General features: G+C 58.2%; 9 protein-coding genes. 3 read left to right on the forward strand and 6 right to left on the reverse strand.

Annotated elements, in window-relative coordinates:
- Nucleotides 1-10: 10 nt before the first annotated feature.
- From J3P77_RS15330 to J3P77_RS15345, 4 genes are all read right to left on the reverse strand, one after another.
- Nucleotides 11-928 carry a radical SAM/SPASM domain-containing protein gene (locus J3P77_RS15330; protein WP_434677449.1) on the reverse strand — a complete coding sequence of 306 codons (918 nt, stop codon included), beginning with the start codon at nucleotides 926-928 and terminating at the stop codon, nucleotides 11-13.
- Nucleotides 929-1,514: 586 nt separating this feature from the next.
- Nucleotides 1,515-2,120 (reverse strand): tRNA-(ms[2]io[6]A)-hydroxylase, encoded by a 606-nt coding sequence (locus J3P77_RS15335; RefSeq protein WP_434677450.1) that lies wholly within the window; start codon nucleotides 2,118-2,120, stop codon nucleotides 1,515-1,517.
- 33 nt (nucleotides 2,121-2,153) lie between these two features.
- The gene (locus tag J3P77_RS15340; RefSeq protein WP_434677451.1) at nucleotides 2,154-2,411 is read right to left on the reverse strand and encodes a hypothetical protein; all 258 of its coding nucleotides are present in this window, start codon (nucleotides 2,409-2,411) and stop codon (nucleotides 2,154-2,156) included.
- A gap of 443 nt (nucleotides 2,412-2,854) precedes the next feature.
- On the reverse strand, nucleotides 2,855-3,325 hold the full coding sequence (locus J3P77_RS15345; RefSeq protein ID WP_434677452.1) for a DUF1289 domain-containing protein: 471 nt from the start codon (nucleotides 3,323-3,325) through the stop codon (nucleotides 2,855-2,857).
- 400 nt (nucleotides 3,326-3,725) lie between these two features.
- Here J3P77_RS15345 and acnB point away from each other — a divergent pair, with 400 nt between their 5' ends.
- Both acnB and J3P77_RS15355 read left to right on the forward strand, forming a co-directional pair.
- Nucleotides 3,726-6,326 (forward strand): bifunctional aconitate hydratase 2/2-methylisocitrate dehydratase, encoded by a 2,601-nt coding sequence (acnB, locus tag J3P77_RS15350; protein WP_434677453.1) that lies wholly within the window; start codon nucleotides 3,726-3,728, stop codon nucleotides 6,324-6,326.
- A gap of 241 nt (nucleotides 6,327-6,567) precedes the next feature.
- Nucleotides 6,568-8,199, forward strand: a complete 1,632-nt coding sequence (locus J3P77_RS15355) for a hypothetical protein (RefSeq protein ID WP_434677454.1) — start codon at nucleotides 6,568-6,570, stop codon at nucleotides 8,197-8,199.
- A gap of 67 nt (nucleotides 8,200-8,266) precedes the next feature.
- Here J3P77_RS15355 and J3P77_RS15360 read toward each other — a convergent pair whose 3' ends face one another.
- Complete coding sequence (locus J3P77_RS15360) at nucleotides 8,267-13,123, reverse strand: NAD-glutamate dehydrogenase (protein ID WP_434677455.1); 4,857 nt, start codon at nucleotides 13,121-13,123, stop codon at nucleotides 8,267-8,269.
- Between the two features lie 374 nt (nucleotides 13,124-13,497).
- Here J3P77_RS15360 and J3P77_RS15365 point away from each other — a divergent pair, with 374 nt between their 5' ends.
- Complete coding sequence (locus J3P77_RS15365) at nucleotides 13,498-13,857, forward strand: hypothetical protein (RefSeq protein ID WP_434677456.1); 360 nt, start codon at nucleotides 13,498-13,500, stop codon at nucleotides 13,855-13,857.
- On the opposite strand, the gene J3P77_RS15370 is transcribed toward J3P77_RS15365, so the two are convergent.
- Nucleotides 13,847-18,409: a neuraminidase-like domain-containing protein gene (locus J3P77_RS15370; protein WP_434677457.1), complete on the reverse strand. Its 4,563-nt coding sequence runs from the start codon at nucleotides 18,407-18,409 to the stop codon at nucleotides 13,847-13,849. The genes J3P77_RS15365 and J3P77_RS15370 overlap by 11 nt on opposite strands.
- Nucleotides 18,410-18,450: the final 41 nt, after the last annotated feature.

Genomic DNA, 18,450 nt, shown 5'->3' on the forward strand with positions numbered 1-18,450 from the left:
ACCTAGGTTATTATTTTTGGCCCAGCAACTGGGGCCATTTAAATGCAGCTTCTTTAGAGTTACACCCCTCACAGACTTTCATTTTTCCTAGTACTTTGGCCCGTTGTCGAGCCACGTCCTTTAATTTTAGATGCGAGATATTCCCCATTAATGATTTATGCCCAAAATCTTGAAAGCACCCTAAAATCTCCCCGCGATACCCTATGCTTATGCTGCCGTCCCCGACCAAGCAAAACTCGTGGTTTACGGTCCAGGATCGCAACAGGTGGACGAAATAGGTCAGTCGGCTATTATGGGATGAATACTCGCTTTCTGAGGCGTTCAAACCCCAATCCTTTATTAGATTGCGGCGCACTGCATGTTCTTGGCTCACAGTCAAAGCCCCACCCCGATTCCAGAGCGGAAAAAGATTCAGCGTTTTCAACCCCAACGATCTCAAGTGCCTCACTGTCTGAGGAAGAGAGTCATAGATGACCGGTCCTCCCGTTAAATGAACAATTACTTTTTTTGGTGCAGCCTCTGCCAACGCAGCTACGTTCTTCCAAATCTTGTGGTAATCCAGACCAACATGTACTTTCCGGAATATGCTTTCGTCGATAGAGCTGACCGACAGCCTGATCAGATCTACCTCGCTCTCAAGTGCGTCCAGATTTTTTTGGGTCAGTGTCACTCCTGTTGTTGTTACTGCGGTGGTAACTGACGATGACCTCATCACCTTCAACAGTTCGTTAAACTCCGGATGTATGGTTGGCTCCCCCCTTCCAGCAAGATCCAGCTCCCATACGAAGCTCGGATCTACCTGCTGCACTATTCGGGACATAGTTTCAACCGTCATGAAACCATGATCTTTGATTTCTGATCTTGGGCACATAGTGCACGAGGCTGGACAAGAAGGAGTGGCCTCGACGTTTATCAATACCTTTCGCATTTGCACATACTCTCTTCATTACAAGAACGGGCATCTGGCACAACGTAAAATATTGCAAGCAGAATGAGTCACTTCTCTGGAAAAGGCTCACAGTAGAATCCGAAAGCTGGCAAAGGCCGGCACAGAATTAATATAGTCTGTGATGCGAATTACGTTTTATCCAAGGCTTTATGAACTATTTCAAGGTGTTTGGAAGACGTGTTCATACCTTCTCGCCACGGGGAAATCTCCCACACCATTGTAGTATTAGTCCTACGTAGCTAGATTCATAACTAGCTCTCTCCTGGCCTCCGTCAATTACGCTGCGAAACGCGCTCCCAGACGCAAACCGGAAAACATGGACTTTAAAAAATTGAGCCGCTAAGCATTATTCTCTACCGAAAGACGACTACCTGAAATAGGCGGGGCGAGAATGGCGGGAGGTCTATATGCGCGTACGCAGAGCGCGCATGATTGGTACGCGCTCTGCATAGAGGGATTCAGATATCAAAGTCTGGGGCGGGCATCGTCCTATCGGGATTTTTTGTCTTCGGACGTGCTGGGCAAGAGCGGCCGATTGCGAACCAACGATGCAGAACGATGCAGATCAGGCGGGAACGCCACTGTGGAAGCGGAAGTCTTCATCGGGACTTTCGATCAGCTCGCGCTCGGCCAGACGCACTTCTTCGATCTTGGCGTCCACATCAGCCTTGTCGCCGTAGGTGTAGGCCAGTTTCAGATAATCCTGGAAATGGCGCGACTCGGACTTGAGCAGCCCGCCGTAGAACTTGGCCAGTTCTTCATCCAGATGCGGAACCAATGCCGCGAAGCGTTCGCAGGAGCGGGCCTCGACGATGGCGCCGACGATCAGCGCGTCGGTCAGGCGATACGGGTTGTGGTTACGCACCAGTTTGCGCAGCGACCCGGCATAGCGCGCCGAGCTGATGTTGGCCATGGGGATCTGGCGTTTTTTGATGATGCTGATGACTTGCTCAAAGTGGCGCAGCTCTTCGCGGGCCAGGCGCGACATCTTGCTCAACAGGTCGAACTTGTCGTTGTACTGAAACATGAACTGGAACGCCGCCCCGGCCGCCTTCTTTTCATTGTTCGCATGATCGATCAGCAATACGTCCAGATTGCGCAGCGCGGCCTGGACCCAGCTATCGGGAGTGCGGCACAGCAGAAAAGCTTCGATTTCAGGGATCGGGTACATAGGCTCACAGATGACCGAGGGCAAAGCGCTGCATTATACGAGCGCCCCGGTCGGCCCGCGACCTATAAACGCTAACGCGCTCGCCTGATCGCCGGCGCGACGCTGGCGCAATTGCATCTGCTGGTCTGCACGCGCGAGCCGATCCACGATCTGTTGCTCGAAGACTTGCGAGCGGACCTGCAGGAAGAGGGTTTCGTCGCCAGCATCGAGCAAGACTGGGATGAGTCGGCGCACAAAACCATCATCAAAGCGCAGCAGGCGCGACGTGCTGATCTGGTGATCAAGCAGCACCTGCCTGACAATCCGCTGAAGCGGTGCTCGACTCGCTGGAGAGTGATGTGCTGGTGCTCAAGACCGACGAGATTATTCAGGATGTGGAGCAAAGGCGCCGTTCGTGATTGCCTGATGGCGGCAGACAGGGTTTGAGTGCGATCCGATGTGCTGCCGCTGCGCGGCAGATCGTCGGGATGCCGCCCACAACAAGCTAGCTCCTACATTAGCTGCCCCATATCTGTGGGACATGATCGCGGGCAGACAGGGTTTAAGTGCGATCCGATATTGCTGCCGCTGCGCGACAGATCGCCAGCAAGCTGGCTCCTACATCGCCGGACCAGATCTGTGGGAGCTAGCTTGCTGTGGGCGGCACCCCGACGATCTGGCGCGCAGCGGCAGTAAAATCTGTTTATCCGGTACCTCAGGCTGTCGCGGTGCAGCATTTACGCCACGGACCATAGTCAGTCCAGCAACGCATCCCTTAAAAAGCTGGGCGCGATGTAGCGCTGATAATGGGCTTCGGAGAGCAGAAAGAACTCCCGGTCGATGGCGTCACGCAGTTCGGGCAGGGTCCAGTAGCGGAATTCCGGCAACAGCACGAAGCCATAGGCCTCGACCTGGCTGATGACCCGCGCGCCGCGCGCGATCAGTTGATACGCCCAGCAATATTCGGATTGTTGAGGCACGAAACGGATCTTGCGCTGGACCAGCTGCATGCGCAGCTTCTCGGCATCGAACACCTCCAGCTTGGCGGTCATCACCTGTACCAGCAGTTTTTCAAGACGCAGCCAGACCGCACGTTTCTCGTCTTCGTTGTAACCGTTCCAATGGATCACTTCGTGATGGAAACGCTTGCAGCCACGGCAGACCAGGTCTCCGTAAACAGTGGAGCAAAGGCCGACGCAGGGGGTTTTGATGAGTTGATCAGGCATGGCTGGACGGACAACGGCAGGCGAAACAAGCAGCCATGTTAGCCCTTTGTCTAACGAGGGTCACCCCCGAACATCATCGGTTCAACTTACCTTTGGCGCAGATTTGCCGTAGAATCAGCGAGCCTTTTAAGGCGCCAATGTCCGTTAGAAGCTGTTTTCAAAGCGTCACGAGCACAGTCAAGTTAATCCGGCAGTACGGCGCCGACAGGCCATTCCCTCATCAAGAATGGCCGTGTCGGCCGACCCTCCCCCCGTCCTGCAGGCGTAAAACTTTGAAAACAGCTTCTGTAAGGAATCACCGATGCCCTGCCGACAACGCTCAAAAGCCTTGCGTGGACACGAGTGATTTCTGGATGAGCGTCCCGGACACCCATTTGGGACCACTGATGAGGGTAATACTGTGCTTGAAGCCTACCGTAAACACATCGAAGAGCGTGCCGCCCAGGGCATCGTGCCCCAGCCGCTTAACGCCGAACAAACCGCAGGTCTGATCGAACTGCTGAAGAATCCCCCGGCTGGCGAAGAAGCTTTCCTTGTCGACCTGATCACCAATCGCGTTCCACCAGGCGTTGACGAAGCTGCCTACGTCAAGGCCGGTTTCCTGTCCGCCCTGGCCAAGGGCGAAGTCAATTCTCCTCTGATCGACAAGAAGCGCGCGACCGAGTTGCTGGGCACCATGCAAGGTGGCTACAACATCGTGACCCTCGTTGAGCTGCTCGACGACGCAGAGCTGGCGCCCGTCGCCGCCGAACAGCTCAAGCACACTCTGCTGATGTTCGATGCTTTCCATGACGTGGCCGAAAAAGCCAAGAACGGCAACGCCCATGCCCAGGCCGTGATGCAGTCCTGGGCCGACGGCGAGTGGTTCAAGAAGCGCCCGGTTCTGGCCGACAAGATCAGCCTGCGCGTATTCAAGGTCACCGGCGAAACCAATACCGACGACCTGTCCCCTGCTCCAGATGCCTGGTCGCGTCCCGATATCCCGCTGCACGCACTGGCCATGCTGAAAATGGCTCGCGAGGGCATCGTTCCGGACGTGCAGGGCTCCATCGGTCCGATGAAGCAGATCGAAGAAATGCGCGGCCAGGGTTTCCCGATCGCCTACGTCGGTGACGTGGTCGGTACCGGTTCGTCGCGTAAATCGGCGACCAATTCGGTGCTGTGGTTCTTCGGTGACGACGTTCCGTACGTGCCGAACAAGCGCGCCGGTGGCTTCTGCTTCGGCAGCAAGATCGCGCCGATTTTCTACAACACCATGGAAGACGCCGGCGCCCTGCCGATCGAATTCGATGTGTCGAACATCAACATGGGCGACGTGATCGACGTCTATCCGCATGCCGGCAAGGTCTGCAAGCACGACAGCGATGAAGTCATCACCACCTTCGAACTGAAGACCCCGGTGCTGCTCGACGAAGTCCGCGCTGGTGGCCGTATTCCGCTGATCATCGGTCGTGGCCTGACCGGCAAGGCTCGCGCCGAGCTGGGCCTGCCGCCGTCGGATCTGTTCAAGACCCCGGATCAGCCTGCCGAAAGCAACAAGGGCTACACCCTGGCTCAGAAGATGGTCGGCAAGGCATGCGGCGTCGAAGGTATCCGTCCGGGCACCTACTGCGAACCGAAGATGACCACCGTCGGTTCCCAGGACACCACCGGCCCGATGACCCGCGACGAGCTGAAAGACCTGGCTTGCCTGGGCTTCTCCACCGATCTGGTCATGCAGTCCTTCTGCCACACCGCGGCCTATCCGAAGCCGATCGACGTCAAGACTCACCACACGCTGCCTGATTTCATCATGACCCGTGGCGGTGTTTCCCTGCGTCCTGGCGACGGCATCATCCACAGCTGGCTGAACCGAATGCTGCTGCCTGACACCGTCGGCACCGGCGGCGACTCGCACACTCGCTTCCCGATCGGCATCTCCTTCCCGGCCGGTTCCGGTCTGGTTGCGTTCGCCGCGGCCACCGGCGTCATGCCGCTGGACATGCCCGAGTCGATCCTGGTTCGCTTCAAGGGCAAGCTGCAGCCTGGCATCACCCTGCGCGATCTGGTTCACGCGATTCCGTACTACGCGATTCAGAAAGGCCTGCTGACTGTCGAGAAGAAAGGCAAGAAGAACGCCTTCTCCGGCCGCATCCTGGAAATCGAAGGTCTGGAAACCCTGACCGTCGAGCAAGCCTTCGAACTGTCCGACGCATCGGCAGAACGTTCGGCTGCGGGTTGCACCATCAAGCTGTCCAAAGAGTCGATTGCCGAGTACCTGAAGTCCAACATCACCCTGCTGCGCTGGATGATCGAACAGGGTTACGGTGATCCACGTACGCTGGAGCGCCGTGCTCAGGCGATGGAAGCCTGGGTCGCCAATCCGGAACTGCTGGAAGCCGACAAGGACGCCGAATACGCCGAGATCATCGAGATCGACCTGGCGGACGTCAAAGAGCCTGTGCTCTGCGCGCCGAACGACCCGGACGACGCTCGCTTGCTGTCCTCGGTTCAGGGCGAGAAGATCGACGAAGTGTTCATCGGTTCCTGTATGACCAACATCGGCCACTTCCGCGCTGCGGGCAAGTTGCTGGATCAGGTCAAGGGCCAGCTGCCGACTCGTCTGTGGCTGTCGCCGCCAACCAAGATGGACGCTCATCAGCTGACCGAAGAAGGCTACTACGGCATCTACGGCAAAGCTGGCGCGCGCATGGAAATGCCGGGTTGCTCGCTGTGCATGGGTAACCAGGCACGCGTCGAACCGAACTCCACCGTGGTGTCGACTTCGACCCGTAACTTCCCGAACCGTCTGGGCGACGGCGCGAACGTCTACCTGGCCTCGGCCGAGCTGGCGTCCGTTGCTTCGATCCTGGGTCGCCTGCCGACCGTCGAGGAATACATGGGCTACGCCAACCAGATCGATACCATGGCGGCGGACGTTTACCGCTACCTGAGCTTCGATCAGATCGCCGAGTTCCGTGAAGCCGCTGCGAACGCCAACATCCCGGTCGTTCAAGCTTAATCGCGAAACCAAGCGTCATAAAAAACCCCGCCTTGTGCGGGGTTTTTTATTGCAGCGACTATTCCGCTCCTTGACACCAGCTTGCGCTACCTATCACTTGCGCCAGTAGACACGCCATGAACGGCGACGTCCAATCGCAACGCAGGCGGCTTGTCAGTCCGTGCGGATTACGGGCCCGCCAGGCTTGCATGAATCACTGAGCATTGAGGCTCATCCAAGTAACCGCAGGGAGCGGACCACCATGAAAACAAGACTTTCAACAGCTGCGTGCGGTGCGCTGTTGTTCGTGGCTTCCATGTCCAGCCATGCCTTCAATGGACCCGAACTGGCCGAACGCCTGAATGACCGATACAAGGACGTCGCAGCACAATGCGCCGATCAGACGCCTGCTTATAGATGCAGCGGTCTGCTGATTCGCGGGTTCGATCGGGAGCGGTCTATCGCATTCTGGCTACACGATGCGACGGCAATGAGACTGGGCGCCGAATCGTTCGTTTTCCTGCGTGCGGACCTCAGCACCCGCAAACTGCCTTTCACCAACGCAGTGGTGTTTGCAGAGCCAGACGATACCCCTGACCAACCGCCAGAACTTGACCCGCTCTGCGCCTACCCGTTCGATGTCGACCCAGGCATCGAATGGCTTCAACACGGCTGCAGCGCGCCCACCCACGAACAACCACTCCAAGGCGTCTCTGGCTCTTGCCCTTCAACCGTTACGGATGTGGCAGGCTGGATAGCCCACTTCAACAGCCAGCAAAATGAGAGGAATCGGCAGTGCTCGCTCGATGCGCAAAGCACTAACTTGTTCAACGTCAGCCTTCAGGCACACGAAGGCGTAGACGGCGAGCTGGCGAGCCTGTCCAATCGGATCATGATCAGGAACTGGGACTACGCCGCTCCCGATACCTTGCCCGTACAAGCGCTTGTCTATGAAAAGGCCGTCAAAGGAGCGCTGTCTGGGGCTCAACGGGATCAGCTGGACTATCAAAAAGCCACAGGCCAGTGGCTACCCATCCTGCAGATGGGTCTGACGGATCCGAGAAGCAGTCCGTTTTCATTCCATGAGGCGGACCAGCTCAACGCTGGATACGAGATGGCGGCGAAGCTCAACAGCCGCTACGTGAACACTCTCGCCATCTGCAAGGATGGAAAAGCGGCGTTCTACTGCAACGGAATACTTCTCAGAGGCGTCTGGGCCTCTGAGAAGTATGATTCGTGGGATCCGAGTCCTGGCTCCATCATCAATAACGGCGTGTCGTTTTCCTTTCTGCGCAAGGATCTGCACATTGGTGTGATGTTCGGATTCGTCGGATTGATTTTCAAGGAGTCGAGTGCGCCGACAGCGGCACCGATTACGGTACGCTGCGCCTATCCGTTCGAGGCAGGCACGAGCGGATCACCGGAACCGTGCACTTTCCAGGGCGTATGCGAGCTGTTAGGGATCGACAGCGCACAGGCCTGGTGGCGAAGTAATCGCCGGTGCGCGTTCACGAACAGTGCCCAACAGTTCAAAACCTCGACCGATATTCGCCATTCGTTTGTAAGCCCCGGATACAACGAAATCATGGTTGCTGCCTGGCAACCCGGCACACCAGACCGGATCCCGCTGGAAGCGCTGGTTCACAGAGCCAACCTGCCCGACGGGTCCAGCCTCCAGCAGGCGCAGTACATTCAGCGTCGGTTCCTTCTACACACCGGAAAGTTCCTGCCGCTCTTGAACATGGATCAGACAGATCCTGACCAACCAATATTTTCCTACGATCCGGCTTTGCAGAATCAACCGGGCAGCCCGGACAGCCGAGAAATGAAAGACGGGATTCCTGTTCACCTCAACGAGCAGGAAAAAGCCGACCGCAAGCCTGCGGCCGATTAGGCTCGCGGCCAACAGAAAAGGCCCCGCATCTCGCGATGCGGGGCCTGCGTTCAACACCGGATCAATCTTACACTCCGACAGCCTGCCCGCTCATGGCCAGATCCAGCAGTTCGCGGTTGGCTACGGCGTACATCGCGTAGTCGGTTCCGCTCGCCGCCCGCAGGTCGACCAGCATGGCGCGCCAGCGTTCGACCATCAGCGCGTGCTGTTCGAGCCACAGCGCCAGACGCTCTTCCACTTCCGACGGGCCGTCCGGCATCTGCAGGACCGACACGGTAATCGCCCGCTGCTGCCAGTCGATATCGTCGCGGAACGCTTCGCGGGCCAGTGCCTGCCAGTTGTTTTCAACCGGCAGGTTGCTGATCTGTTGCAGGTACCAGGTCAGGTCCAGCGCGCTGCCAACGGCGAAGTAGGCCTTGGCCACGTCGGCCGCGTTCTGGCCGGTAACGTCCGACGCCTCGATGATCGGCAACAGCGTGTACAAGTGGCTGGTGCCCGCAACCATGCGCGCCAGCAACTCCGGCACGCCGGCTTCGACGTAAGCCTGGTACCGCGCTTGCCAGACTTCGCGGGTCGGGCCTTCCAGCAGCTCGTCGAGCTTGAGCCCCAGCGCCGCAATGTGCGGGCCGAAGTGCGCGACATCACGGCCGGCGTCCAGCTCGTTGCGACGGCTGCGCAGGAACCAGCGGGTTGCGCGACGGCCCAGACGCATCAGTTCGTCCATCAGCGACAGCTGAATCTCGGCCGGGACCTTGTAGTCCAGCGCCTCGATCTGCCGGAACCAGTGCGGCAGGTGGAAAATGTCGCGCACGATCACATAGGCACCGGCGACGCTCGCCGCGCTCATGCCAGTCGACTCTTTGAGCCGCTGCACGAAGGTGATGCCCATGTGGTTGACCAGGTCGTTGGCGATCTGGGTGCTGACAATCTCGCGCTTGAGGCGATGGCCGCGCATGGCGGTAGCGTATTTGGCGCCCAGCGAAGGCGGGAACGCGGTTTCCATGTCACGCGCCAGATAGTCGTCATCCGGCACGCGGGATTCGAGCAGCGCTTCGTTCAGATCGATCTTGCTGTACGAAATCAGCACCGACAGTTCCGCGCGGCTCAGGCCCTGGCCCAGCGCGACCCGCTCGGCAATCTGGTCTTCACCCGGCAGGAACTCGATGGCGCGATCCAGCTTGCCGCGTGCCTCCAGATCGTTCATCAAGCGCTTGTATTCGGCGATCCGGTCATAGGCGCGACGGGCAGCCAGGGACAACGCCTGAGTCTGCTTGTAGTTGTTGCCCAACACCAGGTTGCCGACTTCGTCGGTCATGCTTTCCAACAGCTGGTTGCGCTGTTTCTCGGTCATGTCACCAGCCTGCACCACTTCGTTGAGCAGGATCTTGATGTTCACTTCATGGTCGGAGCAGTCCACGCCGGCCGCGTTGTCGATGAAGTCGGTGTTGGTCGCGCCGCCATTGAGGCCGAATTCAACACGACCCAGTTGGGTCATGCCCAGGTTGCCGCCCTCACCCACCACCTTGCAGCGCAGCTCGTTGCCGTTGACGCGATGCGCGTCGTTGGCCTTGTCGCCCACGTCTGCATGGCTTTCCTGGCTGGATTTGACGTAAGTGCCGATGCCGCCGTTCCACAACAGATCGACCGGCGCCTTGAGTAGTGCGTTGAGCAGCTCGGTCGGCGTCAGCTTGTCAGCCTTGATGTCGAAGCGCTCTTTCATCTGCGCAGTGATGGCGATGCTCTTCGCGCTGCGCGGGAAAATGCCGCCACCCTCGGACATGATGCTGGTGTCGTAATCGGTCCAGGCCGAACGCGGCAGGTTGAACAGCCGCTGGCGCTCGGCAAAACTGGTGGCCGGGTCCGGATTCGGGTCGATGAAGATATGCAGGTGGTTGAATGCCGCCACCAGCTGCAACTTGTCCGACATCAACAGGCCGTTACCGAACACGTCACCGGCCATGTCACCAATGCCGACCACGCTGATGCTGTCCTGCTGGACGTTGATCTCGCGCTCGCGGAAGTGACGCTGCACGCCAACCCATGCACCTTTGGCGGTGATGCCCATCTTCTTGTGGTCGTAACCGGCCGAACCACCAGAGGCGAATGCGTCGCCGAGCCAGAAGCCATAGTCGATGGCAATGCTGTTGGCGATGTCGGAAAAGGTCGCGGTGCCCTTGTCGGCTGCAACCACCAGGTACGGGTCGTCGTCATCATGACGAACCACGTTGGTCGGCGGCACGAGCACGCCTTCCTTGAGGTTGTCGGTGATGTCGAGCAGCCCGGAAATGAAGATGCGATAGCAGGCGACGCCTTCGGCATGGATATCGTCGCGGCTGCCGCCCAGCGGCAGGCGACGCGGCAGGAAGCCGCCCTTGGCACCGACCGGCACGATTACCGAGTTCTTCACGTGTTGAGCCTTCACCAGGCCCAGCACCTCGGTACGGTAATCTTCTTCGCGATCCGACCAGCGCAACCCGCCGCGCGCCACGTTGCCGAAGCGCAGATGCACACCTTCGACCCGCGGCGAGTACACGAAAATCTCGAACTTGGGTACCGGCTTGGGCAGCTCGGGGATCAGACGCGGGCTGAACTTGAAGCTGAAGTAGCTCTTGCTCTGGCCATTGGCATCAGGCTGATAGAAGTTGGTACGCAGAGTCGCCTTGATCAGGTCCAGATAGCGACGCAGGATGCGGTCTTCGTTGAGAACCTGAACGTCGTCGAGCGCGGTCAGGATCGCCTGTTCCAGACGCAGTTGCTTGTCGTCCAGGTCATCGGAGCCCAGCTTGCGGGCCAGATAGAAGCGGGTCTTGAACAGCCGCGTCAGCTCGCGGGCGATGTCGGTGTGGTTGTTCAGGGTGTTGGCTATATAACCCAGGTCAAAGCCCAGGCGGATCTGCTTCATGTAGCGGGCGTAAGCACGCAGCAGCGCCACGTCGCGCCATGGCAGGCCGGCGGTCAGAACCAGACGGTTGAACGCATCGTTTTCGGCGTCGCCGCTGACGATGTGGACGAACGCGTCCTGCAACGTGTCGTTGAGCTGCTGGATATCAAGCTTGAGGCCTTCACTGTAGGAGAAGGCGAAATCGTGAATCCAGAATTCGCGACCATTGGCGTGGTGCAGACGATAAGGGAACTCGCCGAGCACACGCAGGCCGAGGTTCTCCAGGATCGGCAGCACGTCGGACAGCGCCAGCGGCGTGTCGGCGTGATACAGCTTGCAGTGCAGCTGTTGACGGCCACCCGCCAGCGGCTGATAGAAGCTCATGACCAGCGGATTGCTGTCGCTCAGGCTCAGCAGATGTTGCAGGTCGACCACCGCCGAGTGCGCCGCGAAGCGCTCGCGGTAACCGGCCGGGAAACCTTTCGGGAAGTCGGCCAGCACGTTGGTGCCATGACCTTCGCCGAAGCTTTCCACCACCAGGCTTGCGTAGTCGTCCTTCCACGAGCGACAGGCCTGGATGACTTCGTTTTCCAGTTGCTGCGGGTCGATCTCCAGATTGACCTTGGGGTCGACGCGCAGGATGAGCTGCACCCGCGCCAGCACCGATTCGGAGAAGAAGGTCCAGAACTCACAGTCGCTGGCCTTTAGGCGCTCCATCAGCACTTGCTGGATCTTCTGGCGCACTTCGGTGGAATACACGTCGCGCGGTACATAAGCCAGGCAGTAGCAGAAGCGGCCATACGGGTCTTTGCGCAGGAAAACGCGGATTTTGTTGCGTTCCTGGATCTGCACGATCGACATCACGGTGCTGAACAGCTCGTCCACCGGAGTCTGGAACAGGTCGTCACGCGGCAGCACTTCGACTACCTGCGCCAGTTCCTTGCCCAGGTGAGCCTTGGCGTCGAAACCGGAGCGGCGCTCGATTTCCTCGACCTTGCGACGGATGTAAGGAATCTGCCGCACGCTCTCGCCGTACACCGACGAGGTGTAGAGGCCCATGAAACGGCATTCCTTGACGACATTGCCGGAGGCATCGATTTTGCGAATCGACACGAAATCCGGGTAGGCCGGGCGGTGAACGCGGCTCGGCTGGGCAGCCTTGGCGAACGACAGCAGAGTCGGCTCTTTGAGGTAATTCACCGCATAGTCTTCGATATGCAGTTCTTCGGAGGTGAGACCTGGGCGCAGCAGTTTGGCCAGACCCAGGAACGACGACTCGTCGTATACCATCTGGCCGCCGTCGGCGCTGGTTTGTACTTCGAATTCTTCGTAGCCCAGGAAGGTGAAGTGGTTGTCCACCAGCCATTGCAGGAAGGTCTTGATCTCAGCCTTTTCCTGCTCGGCTACCGGATATTCGCCGGTGTCGATGTCGGAAAGCAGCTGATGCAGACGCGCCTTCATCGGCTCGAAATCTTCGACCGCGGCCCGCACTTCGCCCAGCACCTGCTGCAGCTCGCGCGCCAGCACGTTCAACTCGCTGGCGTTGGCGCAGCGGTCGATCTCCAGATACATCAGCGATTCCTGCGAAATCCCCTCGCCGGCGGTGCCCTTGGGCAGCAGCTCCAGCAGCTCGCCGCCGCTTCCGCGACGCACGCTCAGTACGGTGGTCTGCAAGGTGTGGATGCTGTAGCCACGGCGATTGAGCTCGGTACGGACCGAGTCGACCAGAAACGGCAGGTCATGATGCAGCACTTCGACGGCGGTGTGAGTCGATTGCCATCCGTGACGCTCGTAATCGGGGTTGTAGACCCGAACCTGCGGGCTGGAGTGCTCGAAACGTTCGAGCAGCCGCCAGGCCGACAAGGTGCAGCCTGCCAGGTCGGAGAGGCGACGCTGGGTCAGCTCGTCCATGGAGATGATGCCGAAGAATTGCTCGGCGAACAGCGCCACTTGTGGCAGTGCCTGTTCGCTGATGTGCTGAGCCAGTGCCGCTTGCAGTTGGTGCTGGAAGTCGGACTTGCTGGCTGCGGTGAAGAACGCCATCTTTGGTACTCCGCTTTGGCTTTTATTGGAGAGGCTTGGAGCAGGTGCTTCGACCGGGCCGTGCCAATGCATCCATCTGCCATGGGCACGAGCTCATCGAGTGTAAAGCTAAAGAACTAACGCCGGGTGTGTCCGGGTAGTCACATTTGAAATTCCGGGATAACTGTAGGAAAAGGCAACGCGCTTCAACGGCGCTGCCGCGACCGTTCATCCGCTACGCAGCTTAACGAGAGCGGCACCCTCACTACTTACGAGGCTGCGACATATTCGGTCATCGGCTTGCAGGCAGGCGAGGCGCTGCAACCAACAACGCTCAGCAAAAAAGATCCGGCGGTGGCAGAATCCCTGCCTGCCCCCTGCTCTGGAATATCACCATGCAAATCAAGACTGCGCTGTTGCTCGCCAATCCTTGCGACGACGAGAACGACGACATGGCGCTGCTCTGCTGCCATGACGAAAACAACGAGCTGTTCTCCCTGGCGCGGTTTCCGGACGAAGACGAAGTCGAGGTCACCGTGTGCGATGACACGGTTTACGTCACCAGCCTGAAGGTGTCGCTGAGCGCCACGCAGCTGGTCGTGGAGATCTCGGCCGAGGATGCAAACGCTCTGGGTGGCGATACCCGGTACGAGATCCTGCACAGCACCTCGGGCGACGATCTGACGGAAGTGAACGCTACCCTGCGAGTCCTGCTGGCGGGTGTCGGAACCCTTGAAAGCGATTTCAGCGAATAAGCCGGGTCGCTTCATCCTCCTCCACGGCTCTGACCAGTGTCTCAACGTCTGCGTTGAACACTCCGCCGCCATCTACTGCCAAATACCTGACGTGCAGGATGATATCGGTCAACGAATCCAGAACGGCGTTCTGCCGTTCTGATTCATGGCGCGGAAAGCTCAGCAACCAGCGGGAAACCGCGCCGGTCCCTTCGAACGGAAAGTAGCGCTCGTCGCCGAAATCCAGCATGAACATGCCGTGGTCATCGACCCCGCCGGAAATGCCGATCTGTTGATTGGCTCGCGGGTTGAACACAATGTGGGTCGGATCGATGTCATCCGCCGGTTCCGGCAGCTCGCCAGCTTCCTTGTACAGGTAACGTACGCCGCGAATGTCGGGACTGAGCAGCACACTGCTCGATTGTTGCGCCAACAACACCCGGACATCTTCGTAGGGCCCCAGCACCGCGGGTATGGAAACGGACACGCGCACCAACTGGCGCAAGTAGTGGCCCGGATAATCCTTGTCGAACAGCGAAGCCGGCAGGTCGAAACCGATTGCGCCCGTCGTGCGCAGCTCCTTCATCACCGCCTCCCAGCCAGTCAAACGGGGCACCTGCTCCAGAGCGTCAGCGCCAGGGTCGTAATGCTTGAGCAGCGCTTTCAGGGAAATGGTCTTGTTCAATTCAAGACGCCGTTCGTGCCGTGAGAGAAACGCCGACTCCATTTGCAGCAATCCCAGCTTGAGCATTTCCCCTGCGGTCAGGCCGTGACGATTATCTGCCCAGGCATTGACGGGAATGAACCGGGTGTCACGGTCGCCGACCTCATACTGCCAACAGGCTTCGGTGCCCAGGCACATCGACAAAACCACGTCATAGGCCTGGAAGTATAGAGTGGACATTTGCCCAAGCAGCCACTGATACAACGCGGGCCCCGTCGTACGGCTTTTCAGGAAGGTGTAGTACGCCTGCGCCTGCTCCTGGGCTTTGGTCGCTTGATCAAGGCTGGTCTTCGCGGCCGTTATGGCAATGTCTTGCACTTCGATCTGCAGATCCATGGCTTCCAGATCCTGCTCGGCCTGGCGGGCCAGGAATTGCCATTCAACGCGACGACGGCGGTATTGCTCGCTCATCAGATTGCGTTCTGCATTTCTGGAGAGAATCAAAGAGGCGGTCTGGAGAGTCGCTGCGGCGGCAAAACCTGCAGACGACCAACGACTACCTCCGCTGGCGGTACCAAATATGGTTGGAGCCAAATCGGCCAGATACGCCGGAACCGTCACGGCCATTGCGGCGGCATCAATACACATGGACTGGTACTGCCTATGCAGCGCATTTTTTTCCTCCCAGCTCACATCCTCCTTTTCCAACTGTCGGTAATAAAACTTACGAGATTCGATCGCAGCCCGACTTCCCGCTAGTGCCTCGCAGGATTTCACCGCCTGCTCGATCATCTGCGACTGCAATGTTTCGGTAAAAGCGGACAACTCCAGGACGTGAGCCTGCTGCAGTTCCTCCTGATCCGCGCGATCCCGCAGTTCCATGTAACCGCGCAACTGCTCGCCATAGCGGATCAAGGTTTCGACAGCATTCTGTACCCGCGGCAACATGGCCCTGAAGCGATACGGCGGAATGATCGCCAAAGAGCCCAGCCGCCGCTGACCACTGCCGCCGCACGCTGCCTGGGCGCGGAGCAAATCGGTCGGATTGGCCGCTGGCGCATACAGCGGCAGAGAAAGCGGCTTGCCGTCCAGGCTCAGATTGTGACGCAGGTTGTACAGCCTCAGCGCCAGCTTTTCCCACAGGTCAAGCAGGCGGGCATTGACCGGCAGGCGAAACCAGGGCGCATCCAGCAAGTGCAGCCACAGTTGCCCCTCGGTACGGCTGGGGACGTCATGCTCCAGCACCTCAAGCCCGAAGGCTTCGAAATCGGCGAACACGCTTTCATCTTGAGCTGCGGCCTCTTGCAGCGTCATCGGCGTCCAGCGGCTGATGCTTCGCCCCATGGACAGCGGCCCCAACAACGACCCCGCCCGCGCATACAGCAGTTGCGCGTGATTGAGCGTGTCTCGGGTCAGTTGTCGGTAAAGCATGTCGCCGTGAGCGATCAGATTGTTCAGATAGGCAACGAAGATCGCCTTGCGGTAGTGAGACGGCGCACCGTAGGCGATGGCATCGGGATCGCCCAGCCCGCCCCACTCATAGGCCGGATCATCCGCAAAGGTCAAGGGCCGACTCGTCCAGTACGAATGATCGGCTACCGGCGGCGGATAGAGCGGCGCAATGCGCTCCAGAGGATTGAACAGATAGTGAAGCCAGTTTTCTGCCTGAAGGTAATTGAACTCGGTGTGCAGCCGGTGGGCAACCAGATGCGGCACATGAAAGAACAACTCCCAGAAATAGCGCCCATTGGCGCCTTTGAAGTCCAGCGGCACTGACACACCATCCGGCTCAGGCGGCTCCTGGGTATGCTGAACCTCCCAGCTCAGCACGCTGCTCAGTGAACGCTCGGCTTTCTTGACCAGCTCACTGGCGAACGTGGTGTTCATCCGGACGTAGCGCAAGGATGGTATTTCAAGCGCGGCAAGATCCAGGAACTGTCCGCCTTCCTGGCTGGAAACAATAAGGGGAACCGGTATGGATTTCATGGCCCTCCTGATGGTGAATTCGTTGTATCCAAATCCGGAGCCTTCGGGCAATGCACCGAAATACAGAGTCATGACTGGATCCATGCCGGTCCATGCCATCTGCTCTACGGGCGTCCTGGCGTCTCCATTGAGCACTAAAGTGCTCGACACTCGGGGTTGGGAAATCCAGATATCACATCCAACCTCTGCAGGCGCCCAGGTCTCGCTGTAAAAGTTGCTTGAATTCGCCAAGGGTAACGGGCCGCCCGGCATCTCCAGAACAAAACCGGCCCCTCCCAAAACTTCATCTTCTGTAAGCGTCGGAAATTCTTCAGGATCGATTGGCAGGACCCATGTAGCCTGCCACATATTATTGAAACCCGTAGACGAACTCTCTCCAAAATCTTCAGGCGCAAAACCCTGAACTTCATTTCCGTTCCAACTCAAAACGCCCTTCGCCTCGGGAGGAACAGAGTCGGTTCCGGCAAATAGGGTTATTTTCATTTGGAGTTTTTCATGCCCACCCTCCACTAAAACTCGATACTGACAATTATCCACTACCCTCCAGCTGAAAAGACTGACAGAGAACTGGCTGCGGCGATGACGCTTTTCTCTACAGCTGCCTTGGACTTCCAGTAAGCACTCCGCTTCAGAGCTGCGCAGTACAGCGTCAAGCTCAAGCGACTGATTGATGCCGCCTGGCGCTATATCATTAGCCCCGTCCCGATTCCAGACAACACTCTCCAGTTCCCACTCGCTACTCGCGGTACCGTATTTCCCGGTCAAAGGGTACTGGCCCCGGGCAGGATTACTGCCTAGCAGGCTGGTAGCGACGGCGTAGTACTGCTCCTCTTCAGCAGAATCCACCGTAATTCTATTAAAGAACCTGTCATACACTCGCACGAATCGCTCCGCGTCAAACGGCTCGAACGCTCCGGCCAGACTCGCTTTATATTGAAAGCAGACCACCAGGCGTGGCTCACCGACAAAACGCGCGTCCATTACCGCAACCAGCGTGAAGCGTCCTGCCTGCGGGCTGATGTCAGTCAAAGCATCAAGGCTCTGCTTGTCGGTCAAGCCCTCGTAGAGCAGCGTAGGCGGTGACCAGCTGTCTGATATTTGTTTATAAGACATTTTTGCGCGATAAAAATACTTTCCGGTCTTCTGCCCGGAATCATCGACTTCCGGCTGTCCTGATTCGACCCAGACGAAATGCAAGCGACCTTCTACCACGACCGGACGCACGTGCTGTACTTTAGTATCACAGGCCACGTCTATAGTCTTCCACTCACTCCAGGCTGAAGGTAATACCTGTGTGCTGTCCTCCCGCAGATCCATCTTCGCCACGCGCCAGTAATAGCCGAACGGTTCAACGTTCTGCCGACCCACGAAATAGTAATTGGCTTGTCTGAAATCCTGCCCATCGATATAACAGGCGACCACTTTGAGATTACTGACAATTTCAAAGTTATCCAGATAGGTTTTCAGCGCTGCCCTTACGCTATCTTCATTGATCCGGCTTTGCCCCAGCTCCGATTCGAATGTCTGGAACTGGCTGGTCTTGTTAAGGCGAAGCGTGGGGTCAATATAGTTTTCGGGATAATCTTCTATCATCTGGTAACCCGCCCAAACGCTGTATTCGCTCATCCCCTCACGCCAGAGTTTCAAGCGCTCATCGTCGAACCCGCCCGCGTATCCCGGCTCCATGCCGTTATAGATAGCGTTGATGTACTGCTGAATGCTGGCGATCCCCTGCGCAACGCGACTGGTTTCGACCTCGCCGCTCACCTGATTGTCGATCAGCATGTATTCATATAAATCCTCCGGCGTTGTCAAGCCAAGAGGTGCAGAGGTGTCATCCGAAGGAACCACTTGTCCAAGGTAATAGCTCACCAGGGCGTCACGGCGCTGTTCTTCTAACGCGGGTATTATCTTACCGGTCATTTGCACTGCCTCCATTCGTTGCAAACCATGGGTCCGGGCGG

Source organism: Pseudomonas sp. R1-18, assembly GCF_051132095.1.
Lineage (GTDB): Bacteria > Pseudomonadota > Gammaproteobacteria > Pseudomonadales > Pseudomonadaceae > Aquipseudomonas.

Coding starts and splice junctions, on each gene's coding strand:
- J3P77_RS15370 (WP_434677457.1), bottom strand. CDS start 18,409: ATGACCGGTAAGATAATACCCGCGTTAGAAGAACAGCGCCGTGACGCC.
- J3P77_RS15360 (WP_434677455.1), bottom strand. CDS start 13,123: ATGGCGTTCTTCACCGCAGCCAGCAAGTCCGACTTCCAGCACCAACTG.
- J3P77_RS15330 (WP_434677449.1), bottom strand. CDS start 928: ATGCGAAAGGTATTGATAAACGTCGAGGCCACTCCTTCTTGTCCAGCC.
- J3P77_RS15365 (WP_434677456.1), top strand. CDS start 13,498: ATGCAAATCAAGACTGCGCTGTTGCTCGCCAATCCTTGCGACGACGAG.
- J3P77_RS15345 (WP_434677452.1), bottom strand. CDS start 3,325: ATGCCTGATCAACTCATCAAAACCCCCTGCGTCGGCCTTTGCTCCACT.
- J3P77_RS15355 (WP_434677454.1), top strand. CDS start 6,568: ATGAAAACAAGACTTTCAACAGCTGCGTGCGGTGCGCTGTTGTTCGTG.
- J3P77_RS15335 (WP_434677450.1), bottom strand. CDS start 2,120: ATGTACCCGATCCCTGAAATCGAAGCTTTTCTGCTGTGCCGCACTCCC.